This is a genomic window from Chryseobacterium sp. CY350, assembly GCF_027945075.1.
Lineage (GTDB): Bacteria > Bacteroidota > Bacteroidia > Flavobacteriales > Weeksellaceae > Chryseobacterium.
Map to the genome: position 1 here is coordinate 4,033,812 of NZ_CP116034.1, position 24,151 is coordinate 4,057,962.

Sequence of the window (24,151 nt, forward strand, 5' to 3'; positions counted from 1 at the left end):
TTTTATTTTTGAATTTTATTTAAAATTTTGTCGACTGTTTCTTTCAGTTCCAGAAGATCTTCTGTTGAAAGATTCAGTTTTTCCTGCATTTTTGCCGGAATTTCGCAGGCTTTTTGTTGTAAATTTTTTCCTATTTCACTTAAAAAAACTTGTACAACTCTTTCATCTTCCTTTTTTCTTTTTCGGAGGATAAAACCTTTAGATTCCAGTCTTTTAAGAAGTGGTGTTATAGTTCCGCTGTCGAGATAGAGTTTTTCACCAATCTGATTGACCGTCAATCCGTCTTTTTCCCAAAGCACCATCATCACAAGATATTGCGAATAGGTAATGTCTATTTCATCAAGAAACGGACGGTGCAAACCGGTAATTTCTTTTGCGATGACGTATAGCGGAAAGCATAGCTGATTTCCCAATTTGAGTGACTCGTGATTTTCCATGATCAACAGCGATTTTGAAACTAAATATTATTTTCTGATAATAAATTCCTCCATCGGAATTCTTACCTTCTTCATGTGAGAAAGATAGTCGTTTTCCAGATCTCTGTAACCGAGATATAAAAGACTTACACTTTTGAGACCCAATTCTCTCAAACCTAAAATTTCATCTACCACTTCATTGCTGAAACCTTCCGCTGGAGTAGAATCTATCTTCAACTCTGCAGCCTGAGCCATTGCTAAACCTAATGCAATATAAGTTTGTCTTGCAGTGTGCGCGAAATATTGATCAGGAGTTTGTGCACCATACATTTCTTTGATTTTATCGGTATAACTGCTGAATCGACCTCTCGGTAAATCTCTTACATCTGTGTGATGATCATAAACTTTGTCAATTTTTTCATCAGAATAACTGTCCCATGCAGCAAAAACCAAAACGTGCGAACAGTCGCTCATCACCTCAGGATTTAGTGCGCCTTTCACCATTTTCTCTTTCAATTCCTGGTTTTCAACTACAATCACGCGGAATGGTTGCAAACCTGATGAGGTAGGTGCCAATCTTGCAGCTTCTAAAATTTTATTTAAATGTTCTTCTGATACTTTTTTTGTTGAGTCGTATGCTTTTACAGCGTGTCTCCAGTTTAAATCTTCTATTAACGACATTTGTTTTATTATTTTATTATTTGTTAAATTTTGACTTGAATAATTAAATATTCAATTTTGATAAATCAAAGGTAGTAAACAATTAAATTGTGTGCAATTTAATTTTGGAATTTAAATTGTAGATGAAATCTATTTTCTGTATTATGAATTTTTGTAAAAAGAAAATCCATTGCAATAACAATGGATTTATATGATCTAATAATGTGTTTACGGTTAAATATTGTTTTTAACCAATTCCGCTCCAAAAACATCTGCAAAATGCTTTTTGATCTTCAGTTTAATATTTTCAACTTCTTCGGATGTCAATTCTCTTTCCAATTCTCTTTTCAACGAAGTGACTTGCTTATCTTTAATTCCACATGGAACAATGTATTCAAAGTAGCGCATATCAGTGTTGACATTGAAAGCAAAACCATGCAAAGTAACCCAGCGCGAAGCTTTTACACCCATCGCACAGATTTTTCTGGCGTAAGGTTTTCCGACATCAAGCCAAACTCCGGTTTCTCCTGGTGAACGTTCACCTTTTAAACCAAGTTCTGCCATCGTTCGGATAATCACTTCTTCAAGATTTCGCATATATAAATGAATATCAGTAAAGAAGTTCTCAAGATCAAGAATCGGATAACCTACAATCTGTCCGAAACCGTGATAGGTAATATCTCCGCCGCGGTTTACCTTTACAAATGTGGCTTCGATTTCTTTTAATTTATCAATTCCAGCCAACATATTTTCTTCATGACCACTTTTCCCTAAAGTATATACATGAGGATGCTCTACCAAAAGAAAGTGGTTTGAAGTTGTCTGGCGTTCTTCCTCTGGTAAGTCACGATTTTTGACTTTGGTGTCGATGATGTCTTTCATCAGTTTTTCCTGATATTCCCAGGAAGACTGATACTCTTTTACACCAAGATCTTCAAATGCTACGACTTTATTTTGATATGTGTTCATGCCTTTAATTAACAGGCAAATTTAGTGATTTTTAATTTTTTATTGAATGAATAAAATCTATGGCATTTATCTTCCAATCTTTATCGTTCAGCAAAATATTGACGAAGGCAGTTCCTATGATTCCGCCGTCTGCTTTTTCGGTAACGTTTTCAAAATCTTCTTTAGATTTAATCCCAAAACCGATCATAACTGGATTTTTCAGTGGGAGAGAAGCAATTCTTGAAAGATAATCTTCGTTTTTTAAAACTGCATTTTCATTTCCTGTGGTGGAAGACGAACTTACCGCATACAAAAATCCCGAACTTAGAGAATCAAGATATAAAATTCTTTCGTCAGAAGTTTCAGGTGTAATTAAAAAAGTAAAATTCAGATGATATATTTGTAAAATTTTCTGATAATTTTTTTCAAATTCAATCGGCGGAAGATCTGGAATTATTAAACCTGAAACTCCGCTGTCCGAACATTCCCGACAAAAATTTTCAAAACCAAAACTTAAAACAGGATTAATATATCCCATCAAAATAATTGGAATTTTGATTTCGTTTTTAATATTTTTTAATTGGGATAAAAGTTTTTCGATCGTCATTCCGTTTTTTAAGGCCAATTCATGCGCTTTTTGAATGACCGGCCCATCAGCAACAGGATCAGAATAAGGCATTCCGATTTCCAGCATATCGGCTCCGGAATTTTGTATGAGTCTTATAATGTCAGCAGTATCTTCCAATTCTGGAACTCCTGCTGTGAAATATATATTTAGTTTTTTCATTTTTTAAAATTTACGATTTAAAGTTAAAAGCTAGATAAAAGAGCTTTGAAAGATAAATTTCTAATTGATAACTTCTAATTTTTTCAAATACGTTTCCATATCCTTATCGCCACGGCCGCTCAAGCAGATCACGACAACATCATTTTCATTAAATTTCTTTTTATTAAGAACGGCCAGCGCATGAGCACTTTCCAAAGCAGGAATTATTCCTTCCAATTTTGTAAGTTCAAAAGCACATTCTAAAGCTTCGCCATCATTAATGCTGAAAAATTCAGCACGATTTTCCGTGAACAAATTGGCATGAAAAGGCCCGATTCCCGGATAATCCAGACCCGCGGAGATTGAGTGAGGTTCAATAACCTGTCCGTCATCTGTCTGCATAACAAGACTTTTGCTTCCATGCAAAACGCCCAAAGTTCCCAGAAAAGTAGTTGCAGCAGATTTTCCTGATTCGACGCCGAAACCTCCTGCTTCCGCAGCGATAATTTTCACATTTTCTTCATTTACAAAATGATAAAAAGTTCCTGCCGCATTGCTTCCTCCACCAACGCAGGCAATTACGTAATCAGGATTTTTCCTTCCTATTTGCTCGTGAAGCTGCTCCTTAATTTCTTCCGAAATCACACTTTGAAATCTCGCCACGAGATCAGGAAAAGGATGCGGACCAACCACACTTCCGATCACGTAATGTGTTGTGGTAGAGTTGTTAATCCAATCCCGTAAAGCTTCATTTACAGCATCTTTCAAAGTTTTTGAACCAGAAGTGGCAGGAATTACGGTTGCTCCCAACATTTTCATTCTCCCAACATTCGGCGCTTGTCTTGCGATGTCAACTTCTCCCATGTAAACGATACATTCTAAACCTAGCAAAGCGCACGCTGTAGCGGTGGCAACGCCGTGTTGTCCGGCTCCGGTTTCTGCGATAATTCTGTGTTTTCCAAGTCGTTTTGCCAGTAAAACCTGTCCGAGAGCATTGTTGATTTTATGCGCGCCTGTATGATTAAGATCTTCTCGTTTGAGATAAATTTTCGTTTTGTATTTTTCACTTAAATTTCTCGCAAAATATAGCGGAGTAGCACGACCGACATAATTCTTCAGCAAATCCTGATATTCAACCTGAAATTCTTCCGATTCTATGATATTTAAATAATTATTTTGAAGTTCTTCCACATTTGGATACAACATTTCAGGGACAAAAGCTCCGCCAAATTCGCCGTAATATCCGTTTTGATCTGGGTTTTTATAATTCATTTTTTACTTTTTTATAATTGCAGTCCCAACGGGACGATTTAACAAAGAATAGGAATTCATTCCTATTAATTTTTTTGGAATTAAAATCAAACATCAATCCCAAAGATATTTTTCATCATAGACAATTTTGTATTTTTTATAGTAGTTCATCATCTCGTGTTTAAAATCATATTCCTTATGATACTGTCTTTGGTTTTTAATATATTCAGTCACTGCAAAATATTATGAGGACTTACAGAAAATGCTCCATAACCATTCTGCCAAAAAAAATCTTCATATTTTATTCCTCTTGTTTTCAACCATTTTGATGAAATTGCTTTTACTTCCCGAACAAATTTCATCAACGCTTTTTAAAGGATATAAAACTTTTTTTATTTTCTCTACATCTTTATTTCCCGGCGAGATTTCAAATTTTGAATTGATATCTACTGAAAATGGTTTTTGATGTAGAAGATTACTGTTTTCGATATTTTCTAAAGAAACTCCGCCGCTTAAAAAATAAGGACGCTGAATTTCACATTCGTTTAAAATTTTCCAGTTAAATGTTTCTCCGGTTCCGCCGAATGATTTTGAATCGGTGTCGAAAAGAAGATAATCGATGATCGAAGGTTGTCTGTTTATGATCGCCTGCAAGACATTTGAATTCTGATTCCCGATTCTTATAACTTTAATGATTCCGATTTTAGAGTTCAGTTTTCGCCTTAATTCTAGTATAAATTCCTCATTTTCATCACCGTGAAGTTGTATGAAATTTAAATTTGCTTTTTTAGAAATCTCAACAATGTTTTCTACCGTTTCATTCACAAAAACTCCGACTTTTCCGAAATGATTTATTTTTGAAATATCATTCAGATTTAGTACATCTAGAACATATCTTGGAGATTTTTTATAAAAGATAAAACCAAGAAAATCTATATTTTCAGAAATCAATTCCTGAATCTGAATTAAATTGGTTAAACCACAAACTTTGACTTTCATGATATTTTGTTTATAAATTCTTCGAAAGATTTGCCCGGATTTTCATTTTTCATGAAATATTCTCCCATTAAAAATCCGTCAAAACCTTTCTCTTTGAGATAGCTGAAGTCTTCAGTATTATAAATTCCGCTTTCTGCTATTGCTAAAACGCTTTTTGGGAGCTTATTTTTAAGATTGACAGAATGCTGCAGATCAACCTGAAAATCCTTTAAATTTCTATTGTTAATTCCGACAAAGTCAATTTTTTTATGATAATGCTGAAGTTCGTCTTCTGTATGAATTTCCAATAAAACTTCAAGACCCAATTGATGAGACAATTCTGTGAAATCCATAACCTGAGAAGGACTTAGACATGCTGCAATCAACAAAATAACATCTGCACCAATGCTTTTTGCTTCATAAAACTGATACTCGTCGATCATAAAATCTTTTCTCAAAATCGGAATATTGATTTCTTTTCTAACACTTAAAATATCATCAAAAGAACCTCCGAAAAAATCATGATCTGTCAGAATAGAAATTGCGCTTGCTCCGAAATTTTCATAATCAGAGACCACTTCTACTGGAGAAACTTTGTTATTAATTATTCCTTTTGATGGAGATTGTCTTTTAAATTCGGCGATAACTCCGGATTTTGATTTTAAAGTTTCTTTTAAGGATAATGATTTTCTGTTGAAAAATTCTGAATCTTTCAACTGCTGTACAGAAATTTTTGATTTTGAATCTTTAATTTCCTGTTTTTTCCTTTCTATTATTTTGTCTAAAATCGTCATTTTTGTTGATCAGTTTCTATTTCGTGCATATTGCGACCCGGCTTGAACGGAACTCCTTTTGCAAAGCAAAAGAGTGGGAGTGGTAGACGGAATTTGTCGCCCTAAAAATCAGCTAAGCAGGCTGTTCAGACTTCTTAAAGCTTTTCCGCTCACCAGACTTTCCTGCGCCATGAGAAGGCATTCCTGGTAATTTCCAAATTTCTGTGTGTGATGCAAAGCTACGGCAGCATTGGCGACCACAACGGCATTTTGCTCAGAACTTCCGTTTCCTTCCAGTATGTTTCTGAATATCTTAGCAGATTCTGAAGCAGTAGTTCCTGCAGCAATACTTTTTGGATCTAAAGTGTTGAAGCCCAGATCTTTTGTTGAGAGAATTTCTTCACTGTTTTTTGTGATGATTTTACTATCGCTCGTGAGGCTTATTTCGTCGTAACCGTCTAATCCATGCACGATTGTAAACTCGCGCTCGTCTTTTTGAAGTAAATATTGATAGATTCTTGCAATTTCCAGATTATAAACTCCTATAACCGAGAATTTGGGTTTTGCAGGGTTTACAAGCGGACCCAGCAGATTAAAAAAAGTACGCAAACCCAGTGAACTCCGCAAAGCAACCACAGATTGCAACGCAGGATGAAAATGTGGAGCATGCAGAAAGCAGATGTTTGCTTTTTCTAAATCTTCATTAAGTTTTTCTGAATTATTATGAAACTGATAACCAAGTTTTTCTAAAACATTAGATGAACCAGTAATTGTTGATGCTCCGTAATTGCCGTGTTTGGTTACCTTTTGCCCTGCTCCTGCAATGACAAAGCTTGCCAAAGTAGAAATATTGATGGTATTTTTTCCGTCACCGCCGGTTCCTACGATATCGAGAGTGTCGTCACAATCAATATTTGCAGGAACTGCCATTTGCAACAGAGCTCTGCGGAAACCTTCGAGTTCGTCTAAGGTGATATTCCGCATCAGGAAAACGGTAATAAATGCTGTAATTTCTGCGGTGTTAAATTTATTTTGGGCAATCTCAATCATAATCGCTTTTGCTTCAGATTTTGACAAAGTGTGATGATTGAAAAGGTATTGTAATATTTCTTTCATAATCGTGAGATTTGAATTAATTTAAAAGAAAATTTCTTATAATGACTTCGCCTTCAGGTGTTAATATACTTTCTGGGTGAAACTGAACGCCATGTACATCATAAGTTTTATGTTGTAAAGCCATGATCATTCCGTCATTATCTATTGCAGTGATTTCTAACTCTTCCGGAAAATTTTCACTATTTACAGCCCAGCTGTGATATCTGCCGACCTCGATTTCTTCGGGTAAATTCTGAAAGAGTTTTGAATCCTTTTTAATTGTTTTCGAGCTCGTTGCTACACCATGGAAAATCTCAGAAAGATTGATCAGATTTCCTCCAAAAGCTTCTGCAATCGCCTGCTGACCGAGACATACTCCCAAAATACTTTTTGTGGGTGCATACTTTTTAATTAAATCTAGCAAAATTCCGGCTTCTTCGGGAATTCCGGGACCTGGAGAAAGAATGATTTTGTCATACATTGCGATTTCTTCTAATGAAATTTCATCATTACGGTAAACATCTACTTTTTGATCTGTAATTCTTTCAATCATCTGTACAAGATTGTAGGTGAAACTGTCGTAGTTGTCGAACACCAAAATTTTTGTTGTATTTAATATATTGCTTTTCATTTTCTTAGATCTATTTAACTAATTTTTCCGCTTTCTCGACGGCTTTTTTTAAGGCATTAAGTTTATTGTTTACCTCTTGCAATTCATTTTCGGGAATCGATTTTGCCACCAAACCGGCACCTGCCTGATAAAAAAGTGTATTATTTTTGCTTAAAAATGTTCTGATCATAATTGCCTGGTTACAATCGCCATTCAGCCCGATCATTCCTATACAGCCGCCGTAATAACCGCGCGAATCTTTTTCGTATTCATTGATCAATTCGAGAGCTTTGTATTTTGGCGCTCCGCTGAGGGTTCCCTGCGGAAATGTGCTCGCGACAACTTCAAAAGGATTGGTGTTTTCTTCTAATTCTGCAGTGACCTCACTTACCATATGAATGACGTGGGAAAAAAACTGAATTTCTTTAAGTTTGGTCACGGTAACGTTTTTTCCCATTTTTCCTAAGTCATTTCGTGCTAAATCAACCAACATGGTATGTTCCGCATTTTCTTTAGGATCTTCTTTTAACGCTTCGGCAGAAAGTAAGTCGGTGTGAATATCGCCACTTCTTTTAAAAGTTCCGGCAATGGGATGGATGGTTGCTTTATTATCATTAATAAGTAACTGACTTTCAGGACTGGAGCCGAATAGTTTGTAATTTCCGTAATCAAAAAAGAAAAGATAAGGTGATGGATTGATATTTCGTAACGCACGATAAACATTAAACTCATCGCCTTTAAATTTCTGCTCAAACCTTCTGCTGAGAACAAGTTGGAAGACATCGCCCCTTTTACAATGTTTTTGGGCAACTTTTACCAAATCCAGATATTCTTCGTCGGTAAGATTAGATGTTTCTTCATCTATTTTCTCAAAAGGAAAAACAACAGAATTTTTATTTTTAATTAAATTTTCCAAAGTGTATGCTTCAGATTTTACGCCTTCGATTTCATTTTCTATCAAATGCATCTGGTCATTATAATGATTGATCGCAATCACATACTGATACAATCTGTAACGAAGAATAGGAATTTCTACTTCTTCACTTTGAGGTTTAAAATCAATCTTCTCAAAAAGCGGAACTGCATCAAAACTCGTGTATCCAAAAAGACTTTGAGCCGTCTGTTCAATTTTTTCATTGGTTTTTTCACAAGCGAAAACTTTCGAAAAATCATTGAGTAAATCTGTGATTTTAATATTTTCCAGTGTTCTTTTTTCGGGATTTTCATTGGGGAATTTTATTTCAAATTCGTGATGATTTTTGATTTCAATTCCGGCAATGGCGTTAATAGCAATAAACGAAAAATTATTGTCGGTGCTTTTGATGTCAGAACTTTCCAGTAAAATGGTGTCTCTGAATTTGTCACGAATCTGCAGGTAAATATTCATCGGAGTTTGCAGGTCTCCGAGTGACGTTCGTGATGTGGTTTTTATATTGATTTTTTTAGTAAACATTTTGGGCATTTTAAATTTTTAGACAAAAAAAAGACTTCAACGCATTCGTCAAAGTCTCTGTATGTTTTTCTATAATATTCTTGCTGTAAAATTAACAACACGATAATAGCATCAGACCCGACGAAGAGTTTGAGTGCCACCACCAATTTTTGTTAACTGAATTAATCATGGGACAAATGTAGAACTTTTTTTTATATCAAAAACAAAAATCAGGGAAAATTTAATTGTGATTTAAAAAACGCACATAGTCTCTCTTTATAAAACTTTATTTTTATATTTTTGTGATCGAATTTAGAAATCAAAGGAATCATCAAAGGTTCCATTGAAATTATCAAAAATAAAAAGAAATTTAACTATGAAAAAAGTAATAGCGATCGCATTTATCGGAAGTTTAGTGGCAGTTAGCTGCTCGAAAAAAACAGACAAATCTTTACAAGACAGCAATATTATGCTAGAAGAGCCTGCTGCTGCCACTGTACCTGCAGATTCTACAGCTAAAACTGACAGTACACCTGCTGCAATACCTGCACCGTCGCCTTCTACAGATTCTACGGCAACAAAATAATGAAAAAATTGTTTTTTACAGGAGCAATAAGTTTGCTGGCGTTTTCCTGTTCTAAAAAAGAAAATTCAGAAATAAAGCCATCTTCAGAAGGTTCAGCGCCGATTGCAACCAGTGTTTCCGGGAAGAGTCTTATCGAAGCTTCTGACTGTATGTCTTGTCATAATACTAGCGAGAGAATGATAGGTCCTTCTTATCAGGATATTGCAGGTAAGTATTCTGATAAAGATATCGAAATGCTGGCATCAAAAATCATTGATGGTGGAAGCGGAGTTTGGGGAAGCGTTCCTATGCAACCTCATCCGCAAGTGTCTAAAGCAGATGCAAAAAAAATGGTGGAGTATATTTTGAAACAGAAAAAATAATTCATGGTCGAAAAATCAGGACTGCACACAAGAAATCTTCATAAAAATCCCTACGATTTTGAAGAGTTGATTTCCTGTGTGCCGGAACTGAAGCATTATGTTTTTAAAAATACTTACGGAAGTTTAACCATCAATTTCAGTATTCCGAAAGCTGTAAAATTGCTTAATAAAGCTTTGCTGGAACATTTTTATAATGTTAAAAATTGGGATATTCCTGACGAAAATCTTTGTCCGCCAATCCCGGGACGTGCAGATTATATTCATAATATTGCAGATTTATTAGCAGAAAATTTACGTGAAATTCCGGTAGGTTTATCGGTAAAAGGTTTAGATATTGGAACGGGGGCTAATTTGGTTTATCCTTTAATTGCACATCAATCTTACGGTTGGCAAATGCTGGGAACAGATATCAATCAAAAATCTTTAGATAATGCTCATAAGATTTTAGTTGGAAATTCTGATCTTCTAAAAGATATTCAACTTAAATTTCAGCCGGATTCAAATTTTATATTTAAAAATATTCTCAACTCTGAAGATAGATTCACGTTTTCCATGTGCAATCCGCCTTTCCATGATTCCGAAGAATCTGCAATGAAAGGCAATCTCAGAAAAACAAAAAATCTAAAAAAATCTAAGACTCAAAAACCTAATCTCAATTTCAGCGGACAACAATCTGAGTTGTGGTGTGAGGGTGGTGAATTGGCATTTATTTCAAAAATGATTGAAGAAAGTGCATCGTATTCTTCTCAAATTCTTTGGTTTACCTGTCTGGTTTCAAAAAAAGAAAATTTATTTAAACTCAATTCGCTTTTAAAGAAATTTAAAGCTTTTGAAGTGAAAACAATTGATATGGCGCAAGGTCAGAAGGTCAGTAGAATTTTAGCTTGGAGTTTTGTGCCTCCACAAGAAAGAAGAATTTGGTTTAAGTAATTTTGGATTTTTAACCATTAAGATTTTTTAAAAAGTTTAGAATGGTTAAGAATTCGCAAGCGAATTTTAGGGATATGTCTTAATAATATCTTCAGATATTTCGCTTAAATAATCTTAAAACATTAAATTCCTTGATGGTTTAAAATTAAATATTGTTTTATCGATTTTAAATAAATTTAAGTGTAAAAATTTAACTTCCATAAACACTTAAATTTCCTTATTTTTGCAATTCGAAAAAATTGAATTATAATGCAATTATCAGAACAGGAAATCATTAGAAGAGAAAAGCTGACTAAGCTTGTTGAAATGGGAATCAACGCATTCCCGGCGGAAGAATACACGGTTACAGATACTACAGAATCTATAAAACAGAATTTTTCTGAAAGTAAACAGGTGAAGATTGCGGGCAGATTGATGTCTCGCCGTATTCAGGGGAAGGCTTCTTTCGCTGAATTGCAGGATTCTACAGGTAAAATTCAGGTGTACTTCAACAGAGACGAAATCTGCACGGGAGAAGATAAAACTTTATACAACGATGTTTATAAACATCTTTTAGATATTGGTGATATTATCGGTATTGAAGGAGAATTGTTCACGACTCAGGTTGGTGAAATGACGGTTTTGGTAAAAAACTTTACGCTTTTAACGAAAACTTTAAGACCGCTTCCTCAGGCAAAGACTGATGAAAATGGAGTCGTACATGATGCTTTCAATGATCCTGAGATGAGATACAGACAGCGTTACGTAGATTTAATTGTGAATCCTCAGGTAAAGGAAACTTTCGTGAAGAGAACAAAAATGTACACGGCAATGCGTCAGTTTTTCAATGAAGCAGGTTATATTGAGGTTGAAACTCCGGTTTTACAGGCGATTCCAGGTGGTGCAGCAGCAAGACCTTTTATCACACATCACAATGCTTTAGATATTCCTTTATATATGAGAATTGCTAATGAATTATATCTGAAAAGATTGATCGTTGGTGGTTTTGACGGTGTGTATGAATTTTCAAAAAACTTCAGAAATGAAGGGATGGACAGAACGCACAATCCGGAATTTACGGTGATGGAAATCTACGTTGCCTACAAAGACTATTATTGGATGATGGATTTCACAGAAAAAATGATAGAACATTGTGCTATCGCAGTGAACGGAACTACGAAAGCGAAATTTGGTGATCAGGAAATTGATTTCAAAGCACCTTACGCAAGAGTTTCTATGACGGAAGCGATCATAAAATATACAGGTTTTGATATTACAGGAAAATCTGAGCAGGAATTGTTCGACTTTGCAAAATCTATCGGAATCGAGGCAAACGAAACGATGGGTAAAGGAAAATTAATCGACGAAATTTTTGGTGAAAAATGTGAAGGAAACTTTATTCAGCCGACTTTCATCACAGATTATCCTGTAGAAATGTCGCCTCTTACCAAGAAACACAGAAGTCAGGAAGGTCTTACTGAGCGTTTTGAATTGATGGTTTGTGGTAAAGAAATTGCCAATGCTTATTCGGAATTAAATGATCCGATTGATCAGAGAGAACGTTTTGAAGATCAGTTAAAATTAGCTGAAAAGGGTGATGATGAAGCAGGACAATTTATTGATGAAGATTTCTTGAGAGCACTGGAATACGGAATGCCGCCAACTTCAGGAATGGGAATCGGGATGGACAGATTGATTATGTTCTTAACAAATAATCCATCAATTCAGGAAGTATTGTTTTTCCCACAAATGAAGCCGGAGAAAACTGTTCCTCAAGTTGAATTAGGTGAAGACGAGAAAGTGATTCTGGAGATTTTAAATTCTCGTGAAGAAGCGTTCTCTTTAGCTGACATAAAAGAAAGAAGTCAATTATCCGGTAAAAAATGGGATAAAGCTTCTAAAACTTTGACGAAAGGAGGTTTGGTGAAAGTTGAGAAGATTGATGAGAATGTTTTGATGAAGTTGGTTTAATATTGATCATCATTTAATTATAAAAGAGATTCCTGAAATTATTTTCAGGAATTTTTTTATGGATACAAACTATAAATTATTATTTCTCGTTCTAAAGAAAAACTAATGAAAGTCTATCTTTGTATTCTCTTACTTTTCTTTTTAGCAGAGATAAATTCTCAAACGCTTACATCTGTTTATTTTAAAAATAACAGTTACGAACTCAGTCAAAATTCTAAAACAAAGCTGGATAGTTTGTCTCAATTAAAAAGTAATCTCGCATTCAGGATTTTTGGGAATTGCGATCCTTCCGGGAATATAGAACTTAATAAAAAGTTATCAGAAAACCGTGCATATGCAGTCAGTCAATATTTAAAAAATAAAATTGGAAGTAATATAAAATTAGGAAGTGCCATAGGTTTAGGAATAGAAAAACAGATCAACGATAACAGTACCGAAAAATTACGCAACAAAAACAGAAGAGTAGATATCTTTATTGAAAAAACATTTGCGCAGGGAGAAAAAATTTCACGGAAAATGTTACCAAGCTTTCTTGATTCAAATATTGAAATGATGAAAGTGAAAGATACATTTTCTCTTCCTGACGTTAATTTTATCGGAGCTAAACATGTCTGGCTTCCAAATGGAAATACAAACCTCTTCAAATTGTATAAAGTATTAAAACTAAATCCGACTTTTGAGGTAGAGTTGCAAGGTCACATCTGTTGCGACTACGAAAATTTTGATGGTGAAGATGAAGATTTAGGTACATTTAATCTTTCCTGGACGAGAGCCAATGCCATGAAAGAATATCTGCTGAAACAAGGCATAGAGTCCAAGAGAATAAAAGTTGTTGGGTTGGGGCATCTTAATCCGTTGGTCTACCCTGAAATTACAGAAGCAGACCGTGTTAAGAACAGAAGAGTGGAAATTGTTTTACTTAAAAAATAATTTTACAATTTCCCTTTTGCCTTTGTAAATGAAAACATCAGATAAAATAAAAACGGAAGTATAAATAACGATCCCAATATCAAAGCCCATCCTAAAGCTACGATTGTTTTCTCAGCTGCAATATGTTTTAGTAATGAAAGATGTTCGCCGTTTCCTAATAATATAATGTTCGGATTGTGCTGATAAGTTGCAGCTACCAGAATCATAATGATCTGAAATCCTGCCAAAGCCCGCACGGGAAGTAGCTTTTTAATATGCATTGCTCGTAAAATCAAACCTAAAGAAACAGTTGCGAATGAGACTGCCATTACGCCTAAAGGTTTGGAAAATACCCATTTCAACAAAGGAATACCTGAAAAATAAGCAGTTGCAAAAACCAAAATCCCAGTGATAACGACAAAAATCATGGTCTGATGAGATTTTTTAATCATTAAATTGAGTTCTAATTTGTCGCTTGCTTCTCTTAGCGAAAAGATAGATGCCAAATAAGCACAGAGCGCCACAACAAAGAGTCCAACAGAAATTCCAAACCAATTGAGCCAACTGTAGATATACAGGTCTAAAAAAGTTTTTGCATCTGGATTAATTGATTGTGAAACGGTTGCCCCAGCAATTAAACCTAAAAAAAATGGTGTTAAAAGACTCGCGTAATAGAAAATTTGAGTGTAAATAATTTGCCAACGATCTTCCACAGCATCGTAATGCCTGAAAGTAAATGCCGTGCCTCTCGCGATAATACCTAAAAGCATCAAAACCAATGGAATATGAAGATAGGTTGACATCGTGGTATAAATTTCGGGAAAGCCTACAAAGAGAATTACAATGGCAATAATCAGCCACATATGATTGGCTTCCCATACGGGTGCAATCGACTCGTACATTAATTTTTCTGTGTACTTTCTGTTTTTCTTTTTGGTCATTAATTCTACAATTCCTGCTCCGAAATCTGCTCCGCCCAAAATCACATAAAGACAAACGGAAAGCCATAAGAAACCTATTACAACGTAGATCATGATTTTTTGTTTTTAGAGTTAAATTGTGCGTCTGTCGGGTCATAAAGCTTCGGAACCATCTGTATTTGTCTTTTCAAAAGAAAAATAATAATGAGTGACAGAGAAATAAAAATTGCAGTAAAGAAGTAAAATGAATACTGAATTCCCGGCATTGGTGTCACTGCGTCTGCTGTTCTCATGATACCGTAAATGATCCAGGGTTGTCTGCCGACTTCAGTAACTGTCCAGCCGGCTTCCAACGCAATATATCCGAAAGGTGTGGCAAAAAGAAAGGTTTTCAATAACCAGTTTTTAGTTAGCCAATCTTTTTTGAAAAAGAATGCGTATAGATAAAGACTTCCGATGGAGATCATGACTACCCCAAAAAAGATCATAATCTGAAAAGCGTAATGTACAACGGCAACGGGCGGCCATTCATCTTTCGGGAAATCATTTAAACCTTTTATTTCTGCATTAAAATTATTGGTTGCCAAAAAACTTAAAAGCTTCGGAATTTTTATGGCATAATTAAGTTCGCCTTTTTCTTCGTCAGGAATTCCGCCAATCACGAAAGCTGCACCTTTTTCAGTTTCAAAATGAGCTTCCATGGCAGCTAATTTTATCGGTTGCCTTTCTGCAACAGATTTTGCCGCAACATCGCCACTTAATGGAGCTCCAAACGCACCAATCATTGCAAAAGCAGCAGAAATTCTGAAGGCTTTTGTGTGAAATTCCACATTCTTTTTTTTCATAATTAAAAAAGCATGAACACCCGCAACTGCAAATCCTGTCGCACAAAAAGCGGCAACCGTCATATGCAAAGCCTGAGGAAACCAAGCCTCATTAAACATTGCTTTAATTGGATCGATATTCACATATTCTCCATTAATATAATCAAAACCCGCCGGGGAATTCATCCATGCGTTTGCGGCAACTACTAAAATTCCTGAAGCCAGACCGCTTAAACCAACTAAAAATCCGCAAAACCAATGAAACCATTTATTGAATTTATCCCAACCATAAAGAAAAAATCCTATAGCAATGGCTTCAATAAAAAATGCCGTTCCCTCGAGTGAAAATGGCATTCCGAAAATAGGACCTGCGTGCTTCATAAATCCCGGCCAAAGAAGTCCTAATTCGAAAGACAGCATCGTTCCGGAAACGGCTCCAGTTGCAAAAAGAATAGCAACACCTTTACTCCAGGCTTTTGTGAGACCTTTGTAAATTTCGTTTCCTGTTTTAAGATATTTCCAGTGTGCAAAAGCCATCAAAAACGGCATCACCATTCCGACACAGGCAAAAATGATGTGGAAACCGAGGGAAAGCGCCATTTGGGCACGTGCAGCTATGAAATCGTCCATATGATTTATTTTCAACATTAAAGTTAAGGATAAATTTCTGTGTTAAAATATGATATAAAACATTCAATTGTTTCCGGTATTTCAGCTTAACTTTGATGTTTTTTTACGCCTGTAAAAATCATAAATTTTGATGTTTGGAAGACTGTTTTTTTGACATATTTTAACTTTGATAAGTCGAAAAAAATCACGATATTTGTGGGTCTTTGCATTAAGCAAATATTTCAATTTTATATGAGTCAAAAACAATATACAGCTAGTAGTATCCAGGCATTAGAAGGCATGGAGCACGTTCGATTAAGACCATCTATGTACATTGGTGATGTAGGAGTAAGAGGTCTTCATCATTTGGTTTATGAGGTAGTAGATAACTCGATTGATGAGGCTCTTGCCGGTCATTGTGATACGATTTTAGTTACAATACATAAAGGAGAAAGTATCTCTGTAAAAGATAATGGTAGAGGGATTCCTGTTGATTTTCATGAAAAAGAACAGAAATCTGCTTTAGAGGTTGTAATGACCAAGATCGGAGCGGGCGGGAAATTTGATAAAGATTCTTACAAGGTTTCCGGAGGTTTGCACGGTGTCGGTGTTTCTTGTGTGAATGCACTTTCAACTTTATTGGTAGCAACAGTTAGCCGTGACGGAAAATTATATCAACAAAAATATTCTGAAGGAAAAGCATTGGCTGATGTAGCTGAAATTGGTACGACTGACGAAAGAGGAACAGAAGTTTTCTTTCAGCCAGACGGAACTATTTTTCAGGAATTGGTTTACAATTATGATACTCTTGCTGCAAGGTTGAGAGAATTATCTTTTTTAAATAAAGGAATTACCATCACTTTGGTTGATGAAAGAGAGCCAAACGAAGACGGATCTTTTGCGTTTGAGGTTTTCCATTCTCAAGGTGGTTTAAAAGAATTTGTAGAATTTATTGACGGAAACCGTGAAGCGATCATGGAAAACGTTATTTTCATGGAAGGCGAAAGAGACGATATTCCTGTGGAAGTGGCGATGCGTTACAACACATCTTTTAGCGAAAATCTTCACTCTTATGTTAACAATATCAATACCCATGAAGGTGGAACTCACTTAGCAGGTTTCAGACGTGCTTTGACAAGAACTTTGAAAAAATATGCTGATGACTTAGGAATTCCTGCTAAAGAAAAAGTGGAAATTACCGGAGACGATTTCCGTGAAGGTTTGACTGCCGTGATTTCTGTAAAAGTAATGGAACCTCAGTTTGAAGGGCAAACTAAAACTAAATTAGGAAATTCTGAAGTTTCCGGTGCGGTTGATAAAATTGTTGGTGAAATGTTGACCAACTTTTTAGAAGAAAATCCAAACGAGGCTAAAATTATCGTTCAGAAAGTTGTTTTGGCTGCAAAAGCTAGACAGGCTGCGAAAAAAGCCCGTGAAATGGTTCAGAGAAAATCTCCGATGGGAGGTTCTGGTTTGCCAGGGAAATTATCTGACTGTTCATCAAAAGATCCTGCAGAATCTGAATTGTTCTTAGTAGAGGGAGATTCGGCAGGTGGAACTGCTAAACAGGGTAGAGACAGACATTTTCAGGCGATTCTTCCGTTGAGAGGTAAGATTTTGAATGTTGAGAAATCTATGCTTCATAAAGTTTATGACAACGAAGAGATCAAAAATATATATACCGCTTTAGGAGTTTCCGTAGGAACTGAAGAAGATAGTAAAGCCTTGAACATGGCTAAACTAAGATACCATAAAGTAGTGATCATGACCGATGCTGATATTGACGGTTCTCACATTTCCACTTTGATTCTAACTTTCTTCTTCCGTTTTATGAAAGAAATGATTGAGAACGGGTATATTTATATTGCTCAACCTCCTTTGTATCTATTAAAAAAGGGAAACAAAAAAGTATATGCTTACAACGAAAAAGAACGTGAAGAGATTACTTTAGAGATGGCTCCGGACGGGAAAGGTGTTGAGGTACAGCGTTATAAGGGTCTTGGGGAAATGAACCCTGAGCAGCTCTGGGAAACAACCTTAAATCCTGATCACAGAATTTTAAAACAGGTAACCATTGATAACGCGGTAGAGGCAGACAACGTTTTCTCTATGTTGATGGGTGACGAGGTTCCGCCAAGAAGAGAATTTATAGAAAAGAATGCAAAATATGCTAAGATTGATGTTTAATCATCTTTAAAAATAATACAGTAAAGACTCCATTGAAAAATGGAGTCTTTTTTTTATCTTGAAACTAATAAATCTCATATTAATGATAATTATTTAACATTTTCTTAAGAATTTTTATATTTTTGGGAAAATTAAAAAACCATGATTAAATTTCTTTGCCTTGGTGCTTTTTCTTTAGCATCAATGTACTATTCGCAAAGTTATCCGATCTCTGAAATCAGTGAAAATCTGAAGAAAAATGCAAGTGTTGTCATCAGAAATGAAAGCACAATTGTTGAGATCAATAAAGTCGACGAAATTGTTTATAAAAATCTTTCTGTTGTTACCATTCTGAATCGTGAGGCTATTTCTTATTCGGTTCCAAAGATCTATTACGAGAAAGGTGATGTGATCTCGAATATAAAAGTTACTGTGTTTGATGAGAAAGGCACGAAAATTAAAAGCTTTTCTAAAGGCGATTTTTCAGATGTGGCAGCCAATTCTCAGGGAACATTCTATTCGGATAACAGAATAATGGTTTTACCTTTTACACCAACATCATTTCCCTACACGGTTGAGTTTAGCTATGATCAAAAAGATCAAAACACGATCTTTATTCCAGATTTTACACCTTTTTACAATTACAATATTTCATTAGAAAAAAGTAATTTTAAAATCATTAATAAATCAGGAATTAATCTGCGCTCAAAAACGTATGATTCTCCGTTTAAATATGCATCGGTTCAAATTCAGGATAATGGTAACGAAAAGTTGTACACGTATCAGAACGTTCCGGCAATTGATAATGCAGAATTGGCTCCTAATCCGCAGAAAATTTTACCGAAAGTAAGCTTTTCGTTAGACCAGTTTAATTTAGTTGGTAAAAAAGGAAATATCACTTCATGGAAAGATTTTGGAGTTTGGTACAATAACAATCTTTTGACTCCGGTTTCTGTCTCAACGCCACAGATAAAATCTGAAATTGCGGCACTTAATCTTTCCGGAAGTACAGAAGATAAAGTGAAGAAAGTCTTTCAGTATATGCAGAGTAAAACAAGATATATTTTTGTAGCTCTGGGAATTGGCGGTTGGCAACCTATGACGCCCGATGAGGTTCAGAAAAAAGGTTATGGCGACTGTAAAGGTCTCAGTAATTACATGAAAACTCTTCTCGATGAGGCCGGAATTCCGTCTTATTACTGTAAAATAAATATGAATGAATCGCCAATTTCTTTCGATAAAGATTTCCCAAAGATGGGCGGCAATCATATTATTCTAATGGTTCCTACAGAGAAAGGAAATATCTGGCTTGAAAATACGTCACAAGATATCGCTTTCAATCATTTAAGTTATCATACAACCGACAGAAATGTTCTGGCGGTAATGCCTACGGGAATTGAAGTGATGGAAACGCCGAGCTACACATCGAGCCAAAATAAAGAGAAGCAGATACTGAATATTCAGGTAAATCCGGATAAAACGATTACCGGTAAAGGTAAATTTTCTTATACCGGAAACCAATATGACTTTAATATGAGTTACATCGCGCTTTCTCAGAAAGAAAAGAATGAGGCGGTGAAGTCTAAATTTTCGACTTTAAATTTTGAAAATGTTGAGATGGTAAATTTCAGCAATAATAAAGATTTGGCGTCTATAGATTTTGATTTGAATTTTAAAGCATCAAATTATTCTAAAATGATGGGTGACAGTTTTATTTTCCGTGCCGTACCTATTTATTCTAATGGTTTTTATCATCAGGACGAAAACAGAGAATTGCCTTTTGAAAATAAATTTTCTTTTGAAGACGAGTACGAAATCGTTTATCAGATTCCGGCAAATTATGCCATAGAAGAAATGCCACAGAACGGAATTCTGACTTCAGATTTTGGAACTTATATCCTCACATTTGAGAAAAAACAGGATCAAATTGTGGTAAAAAGAATTGTTACAATCAAAAAAGGGATTTATTCTAAAGAAAAATTTAACGATTACGTCAACTTTAGAAAGAAAATAATGAATGCCGATAACTCAAAAATTTTAATAACCAAAAAATCATAAGATGAAAAAACTTTTAATGATCTGTGTAATCCTGATGACTTCATCAATAGTTGCGCAGAAGCATGAGTTTCTGAAAATGCCAAAATTCACAATAGAAGATTTAAAAAAATCAAAATCTAATATTGACGAAAAAGCTCCCGCTGAGATTCTTTACCGATCGATACATTACCGTATTGATCCTTACAACGGTCAATTAATAAAAAACTTCGCTTACAGAGTAAAGATTTACGATAAAGATAAATCTGAAGACTGGCTGAATCTCGAAATTTCTTTACGAGAGAATAAATCGGGAAGCAGAGAAACTCTAAACTCTATAAAAGCTTTGGTCTACAATCTCGAAAATGATCAGATTGCTGAGACAAAAGTTGATAAAAGTTCGAAATTTAAATCGAAAGAAAATAAATATACCACAGTAAGTAAATACGCGTTCCCAAATATAAAAAACGGTTCGGTGCTTGAGTATCAGTACGAGGTGATTTCTCCTTTTCTGTATGAAATTCCTGTAATTTATATGGAACTTGATACTCCGTCGATGTATTCTGAATATATTTTAGATTCGCCTACCAACATGTCTTATCACATCGATTTCACGGGCGGTCTGAAGCCCAAACATCAAAAAGTGGGCGAAGAGTTTCTGTATGGTACAGATTCTAAAACATACCGATTTGCTTACGAAAATGTAAAGCCTTTTAAGGAAGAAAAATTCGTGAGAAACAGTGATAATTACAGAACTAAAATCCGGGCAGAGCTGCATTCTACATTTTTTAATAACGGACTGAAAACTTATACCTCTACCTGGGAAGACATCAGAAAAAGTCTTTGGGAAGATGAAGAGTTTGGTCAGCAATACAAAAGAGAACGATTGGTAAAGGATTTAATTCCCATTACGATCTCTCAGGAAAAAGATGAACTTAAGAAAGCTAATGCAATTTTCGACCATGTTAAAAATTCTTACACATGGAATCAGACCACAGGATTTTATACCGAAAATGGAATTAAAGAACTGGCAAAAACCAAAACAGGAAATACGGGAGATCTAAACCTTATGTTGATCAATATGTTGCGTGCTGAAAAGCTGAAAGCATATCCGATTTTAATTTCGACAATTAAAAATGGTTTTGTAAATCTTACGTTCCCAAATATCGGAAACTTTAATTACGTCATCGCAGCAGTAGAAATTGATAAAAATGTTTATCTCTACGATGCAACATCGAAGCAGGCGAAAGAAGGTGTTCTCCCAGGTCGGGTTTGGAACAGCAATGGGCTTTTGCTGAGAGACGAAAAAGCTGAGGTAATCTCGCTAAATAATATAAAAGTAAGCTATACAACGCATACATTAAAAGCGAAGATAAATCCCGACGGAACACTAACCGGGCAATATCAGGATGAAGACGAAGGTTTGCTTGCTCTTAACGCTAAAGAAAATTTTGATGAAAACCCCGATCGGTACAGAAAACAGTACAAAGAAAATTTCTCAGTTGATTTTTCTAATATCAGTTCTCGGGTTTTAGATAATGGCGAATTCAGATCTACGATGAGTTTTACAGCAAATAACTTAGTCGATAATCTTGGCAAGAGAAAAATTATCAATCCGCTTTTATTTTTGCATCAGACGACAAACGATTTTGATCAGCAGGAAGAAAGAAAATATATGATCGATTTTATTTCGCCGATGACCAAAACAAAAATTGTAGAAATAGAAATTCCTGAAGGATATGACATTACGGAATTACCGAAAAGTAAGAAAATCGTTACTCAGGATAAGGAGATCAGCTATTCTTATACCGTAGAAAAAAAGGAAAATAAAATTTTAACGATTTCTAAATTTGAAATTGCAAGTGCAGATTATCCTAAAGAATATTATCCTGCCTTTAAACAAATCTGGAAAGTAATCTCCGATAGCGAGAATCAGGTGATGAGTCTGATCAAAAAATAAATTCAGATATAATAAACTAAAAACTGTAAGAACCATTCAACTTTTGAATGGTTTTTGCATTGCTAAGAAAAATAATAAATTATGAAAAATATCATTGCTGTTTTAGCAGTTTCTACAATTTTTGCCGTTTCGTCATGTAAAAAGACGGATTCTAAAAATACTGTTGCAGCAGAAACAGGTGAAAAGATTGAAACTACCGAACAATTTACAGTCGATTCTGTTAAATTGAGTGATTCTACGAAAGTAAATAATTTACTGTCACTAAAATACGAGGCGAAAATGCTTGTATTTCCTACGATCAAGGACAAGTCGCTTCTAGACAGTATTTACTATGATAAAAAAGGAATTATCGATTTTTCCAAGCAAGGTTTACAAACATTTCTTAATAAAGATAAGGATGAATACTTTGCATCTGTAAAAGAAAAAGACAACAGTTGGATCAACGATATCGCAAGACCTCAAAGCTGGGATACAGGTTCGTTTATGAAACTGAAGTCAAACACAAATGATTTTTTACAGATTGAATACATGTATTCTTCATATGAAGGAGGAGCGCATGGAAATTATGGTTTTGCTGAAAGAGTTTTTGATCTTAAGAATAAGAAAAGAGTTTTATTAAAAGATATTACAACAATGCCGAAAGCGAGATTAGAGGCGCTTCTTACTAAAAATATCAATAACATCCCAAGTGGAACTACAGATTCTCAAGGTGCTGTAAAAAATTCGGAAATGCTGTTGATTGATGCAATACCAGCGAACGATAATTTTTATTTTGACGACAAAAATCTGTACTTCCATTACAGTCCGTATGAGATTGCAGCTTTTGCAGCCGGAGATATTGTAATTCCTGTTTCGTGGGAAGATCTTAAAGGAACGCTTAATCCGCAGTTTAAAGAAAGAATGAAAATTAATTAATATTAATGCTTCCAAATCAGGAAGCATTTTTTATTTTTGTGTCAATGGAAAAAGTAGCTTTTATTATCAATCCTTTTTCAGCGAAAAAGAATTATCAGCCCTTTCTGGATGAGCTAAAAACCAAAGCTGAAAATCCGTTATACTACATTTCAGAATCAATCTTGGGAACCGACGAGTTTATTCAGAAACATTTTCCAGATACAGATATCTTTGTGGCAATCGGCGGTGACGGTACGATCTCTACTGTTGCGAAAAACCTTATCAATACAGAAAAAGTCTTAGCTATTTTTCCTGCCGGCTCGGGAAATGGTTTTTCCAACGAAACTCAGTTCAGTAAAAATTTAGATGAGCTTTTAACAAAATTAAAGCAGAGAAAATCAAGAAAAATAGATACTTTTACGGTCAACGGAAGATTATCCATCAATGTTTCAGGAACCGGTTTTGACGGAAAAGTGGTAAAAGAATTCGAAAAGACCAGCCGAGGATTTAAAAATTACATTAAAGTATCACTCAAGACTTTTTTCAGTTACAAACCCATTAAGCTCAAATTTTTAGACGAAAAATACAAACAGCACAACGGAAAATATTTGATGGTGAATATTGCCAACACCCGCCAATTTGGTAACAATGCATACATTGCTCCAATGGCGAGCAAGAGTGACGGTTTGGTAGATATGGTTTTGGTTAAAAAATTTCCGCTGACATATTCGCCTTTATTTGCTTTCAGAATGTTTACGAAAAAACTGAAAGAAGATGATTACATTACCTATTTGCCCGTTTCTGAAGTAGAATTCAAAGTGAATACCAAAAATTGGCATCTCGATGGAGAATTTAATAAGATAAAATCTCCGATTCATATTAAAGTGCAGCCTGCGAGTTTGACGATTTTGATATAATTTATTTTTTTTGGAGCTTAATCCCGCTTTCCGTTGCAAACCTAACGAAGTGGTTCGACGAAGTCAATCTTTTTTTGTTGTCTTCGGCTTCGCTCAGACATCAAAAAAAGGATTTCCTCTCCAATCGGGGCTAGGATTTTCGTCTTCGTTAAATAAGTTAT

At 35.1% G+C, this 24,151-nt stretch carries 23 protein-coding genes; 10 read left to right on the plus strand and 13 right to left on the minus strand.

Annotation, left to right across the window (positions count from 1 at the left end):
* Positions 1-2: 2 nt before the first annotated feature.
* From PGH12_RS18780 to PGH12_RS18825, 11 genes are all read right to left on the minus strand, one after another.
* On the minus strand, positions 3-437 hold the full coding sequence (locus PGH12_RS18780; RefSeq protein WP_267598072.1) for a MarR family winged helix-turn-helix transcriptional regulator: 435 nt from the start codon (positions 435-437) through the stop codon (positions 3-5).
* Between the two features lie 27 nt (positions 438-464).
* Positions 465-1,097 carry an NAD(P)H-dependent oxidoreductase gene (locus tag PGH12_RS18785; RefSeq protein ID WP_267598071.1) on the minus strand — a complete coding sequence of 211 codons (633 nt, stop codon included), beginning with the start codon at positions 1,095-1,097 and terminating at the stop codon, positions 465-467.
* A 213-nt stretch (positions 1,098-1,310) separates the two neighbouring features.
* Complete coding sequence (lipB, locus tag PGH12_RS18790) at positions 1,311-2,045, minus strand: lipoyl(octanoyl) transferase LipB (protein WP_267598070.1); 735 nt, start codon at positions 2,043-2,045, stop codon at positions 1,311-1,313.
* 31 nt (positions 2,046-2,076) lie between these two features.
* The gene (gene trpA, locus PGH12_RS18795) at positions 2,077-2,811 is read right to left on the minus strand and encodes a tryptophan synthase subunit alpha (RefSeq protein WP_267598069.1); all 735 of its coding nucleotides are present in this window, start codon (positions 2,809-2,811) and stop codon (positions 2,077-2,079) included.
* Positions 2,812-2,871: 60 nt separating this feature from the next.
* Positions 2,872-4,062, minus strand: coding sequence for a tryptophan synthase subunit beta (trpB, locus tag PGH12_RS18800; RefSeq protein WP_267598068.1), 1,191 nt, complete (start codon positions 4,060-4,062; stop codon positions 2,872-2,874).
* Positions 4,063-4,271: 209 nt separating this feature from the next.
* Positions 4,272-4,361, minus strand: coding sequence for a hypothetical protein (locus tag PGH12_RS19165; protein ID WP_420710272.1), 90 nt, complete (start codon positions 4,359-4,361; stop codon positions 4,272-4,274).
* On the minus strand, positions 4,336-5,040 hold the full coding sequence (locus PGH12_RS18805) for a phosphoribosylanthranilate isomerase (protein WP_267598067.1): 705 nt from the start codon (positions 5,038-5,040) through the stop codon (positions 4,336-4,338). The genes PGH12_RS19165 and PGH12_RS18805 overlap by 26 nt, the downstream gene beginning before the upstream one ends.
* The gene (trpC, locus tag PGH12_RS18810; protein WP_267598066.1) at positions 5,037-5,813 is read right to left on the minus strand and encodes an indole-3-glycerol phosphate synthase TrpC; all 777 of its coding nucleotides are present in this window, start codon (positions 5,811-5,813) and stop codon (positions 5,037-5,039) included. The genes PGH12_RS18805 and trpC overlap by 4 nt, the downstream gene beginning before the upstream one ends.
* 108 nt (positions 5,814-5,921) lie before the next feature.
* Positions 5,922-6,908, minus strand: coding sequence for an anthranilate phosphoribosyltransferase (gene trpD, locus PGH12_RS18815; protein WP_267598065.1), 987 nt, complete (start codon positions 6,906-6,908; stop codon positions 5,922-5,924).
* A 16-nt stretch (positions 6,909-6,924) separates the two neighbouring features.
* Positions 6,925-7,518 (minus strand): anthranilate synthase component II, encoded by a 594-nt coding sequence (locus PGH12_RS18820; protein ID WP_267598064.1) that lies wholly within the window; start codon positions 7,516-7,518, stop codon positions 6,925-6,927.
* Positions 7,519-7,528: 10 nt separating this feature from the next.
* Positions 7,529-8,950: an anthranilate synthase component I family protein gene (locus PGH12_RS18825; protein WP_267598063.1), complete on the minus strand. Its 1,422-nt coding sequence runs from the start codon at positions 8,948-8,950 to the stop codon at positions 7,529-7,531.
* A gap of 355 nt (positions 8,951-9,305) precedes the next feature.
* Between PGH12_RS18825 and PGH12_RS18830 the strand changes: the two genes are divergently transcribed.
* From PGH12_RS18830 to PGH12_RS18850, 5 genes are all read left to right on the plus strand, one after another.
* Positions 9,306-9,515, plus strand: coding sequence for a hypothetical protein (locus tag PGH12_RS18830; RefSeq protein ID WP_267598062.1), 210 nt, complete (start codon positions 9,306-9,308; stop codon positions 9,513-9,515).
* On the plus strand, positions 9,515-9,877 hold the full coding sequence (locus PGH12_RS18835; RefSeq protein WP_267598061.1) for a c-type cytochrome: 363 nt from the start codon (positions 9,515-9,517) through the stop codon (positions 9,875-9,877). The genes PGH12_RS18830 and PGH12_RS18835 overlap by 1 nt, the downstream gene beginning before the upstream one ends.
* A gap of 3 nt (positions 9,878-9,880) precedes the next feature.
* Positions 9,881-10,807, plus strand: a complete 927-nt coding sequence (gene rlmF / locus PGH12_RS18840; RefSeq protein WP_267598060.1) for a 23S rRNA (adenine(1618)-N(6))-methyltransferase RlmF — start codon at positions 9,881-9,883, stop codon at positions 10,805-10,807.
* Positions 10,808-11,056: 249 nt separating this feature from the next.
* Entirely contained in the window at positions 11,057-12,757 is a 1,701-nt protein-coding gene (lysS, locus tag PGH12_RS18845; protein WP_267598059.1) for a lysine--tRNA ligase, read from the plus strand.
* A gap of 105 nt (positions 12,758-12,862) precedes the next feature.
* On the plus strand, positions 12,863-13,687 hold the full coding sequence (locus PGH12_RS18850; protein WP_267598058.1) for an OmpA family protein: 825 nt from the start codon (positions 12,863-12,865) through the stop codon (positions 13,685-13,687).
* A gap of 2 nt (positions 13,688-13,689) precedes the next feature.
* Here PGH12_RS18850 and PGH12_RS18855 read toward each other — a convergent pair whose 3' ends face one another.
* Together PGH12_RS18855 and PGH12_RS18860 are read right to left on the minus strand one after the other, a co-directional pair.
* Positions 13,690-14,700: a cytochrome d ubiquinol oxidase subunit II gene (locus PGH12_RS18855; protein ID WP_267598057.1), complete on the minus strand. Its 1,011-nt coding sequence runs from the start codon at positions 14,698-14,700 to the stop codon at positions 13,690-13,692.
* A complete protein-coding gene (locus PGH12_RS18860; RefSeq protein ID WP_267598056.1) occupies positions 14,697-16,040 on the minus strand; it encodes a cytochrome ubiquinol oxidase subunit I in 1,344 nt (447 codons plus the stop codon). Before PGH12_RS18860 ends, PGH12_RS18855 begins: the two co-directional genes overlap by 4 nt.
* A 231-nt stretch (positions 16,041-16,271) precedes the next feature.
* On the opposite strand from PGH12_RS18860, the gene gyrB reads away from it, so the two are divergent.
* The 5 genes from gyrB to PGH12_RS18885 all read left to right on the plus strand — a co-directional run bounded on the left by gyrB (position 16,272) and on the right by PGH12_RS18885 (position 23,990).
* The gene (gyrB, locus tag PGH12_RS18865; protein ID WP_267598055.1) at positions 16,272-18,206 is read left to right on the plus strand and encodes a DNA topoisomerase (ATP-hydrolyzing) subunit B; all 1,935 of its coding nucleotides are present in this window, start codon (positions 16,272-16,274) and stop codon (positions 18,204-18,206) included.
* A gap of 141 nt (positions 18,207-18,347) precedes the next feature.
* On the plus strand, positions 18,348-20,243 hold the full coding sequence (locus PGH12_RS18870; RefSeq protein ID WP_267598054.1) for a DUF3858 domain-containing protein: 1,896 nt from the start codon (positions 18,348-18,350) through the stop codon (positions 20,241-20,243).
* 1 nt (position 20,244) lies between these two features.
* On the plus strand, positions 20,245-22,179 hold the full coding sequence (locus PGH12_RS18875) for a DUF3858 domain-containing protein (protein WP_267598053.1): 1,935 nt from the start codon (positions 20,245-20,247) through the stop codon (positions 22,177-22,179).
* Between the two features lie 81 nt (positions 22,180-22,260).
* Positions 22,261-23,094 (plus strand): DUF3298 and DUF4163 domain-containing protein, encoded by an 834-nt coding sequence (locus tag PGH12_RS18880; protein WP_267598052.1) that lies wholly within the window; start codon positions 22,261-22,263, stop codon positions 23,092-23,094.
* Between the two features lie 5 nt (positions 23,095-23,099).
* Positions 23,100-23,990, plus strand: a complete 891-nt coding sequence (locus PGH12_RS18885) for a diacylglycerol/lipid kinase family protein (RefSeq protein ID WP_420710271.1) — start codon at positions 23,100-23,102, stop codon at positions 23,988-23,990.
* Positions 23,991-24,151 lie beyond the last annotated feature (161 nt).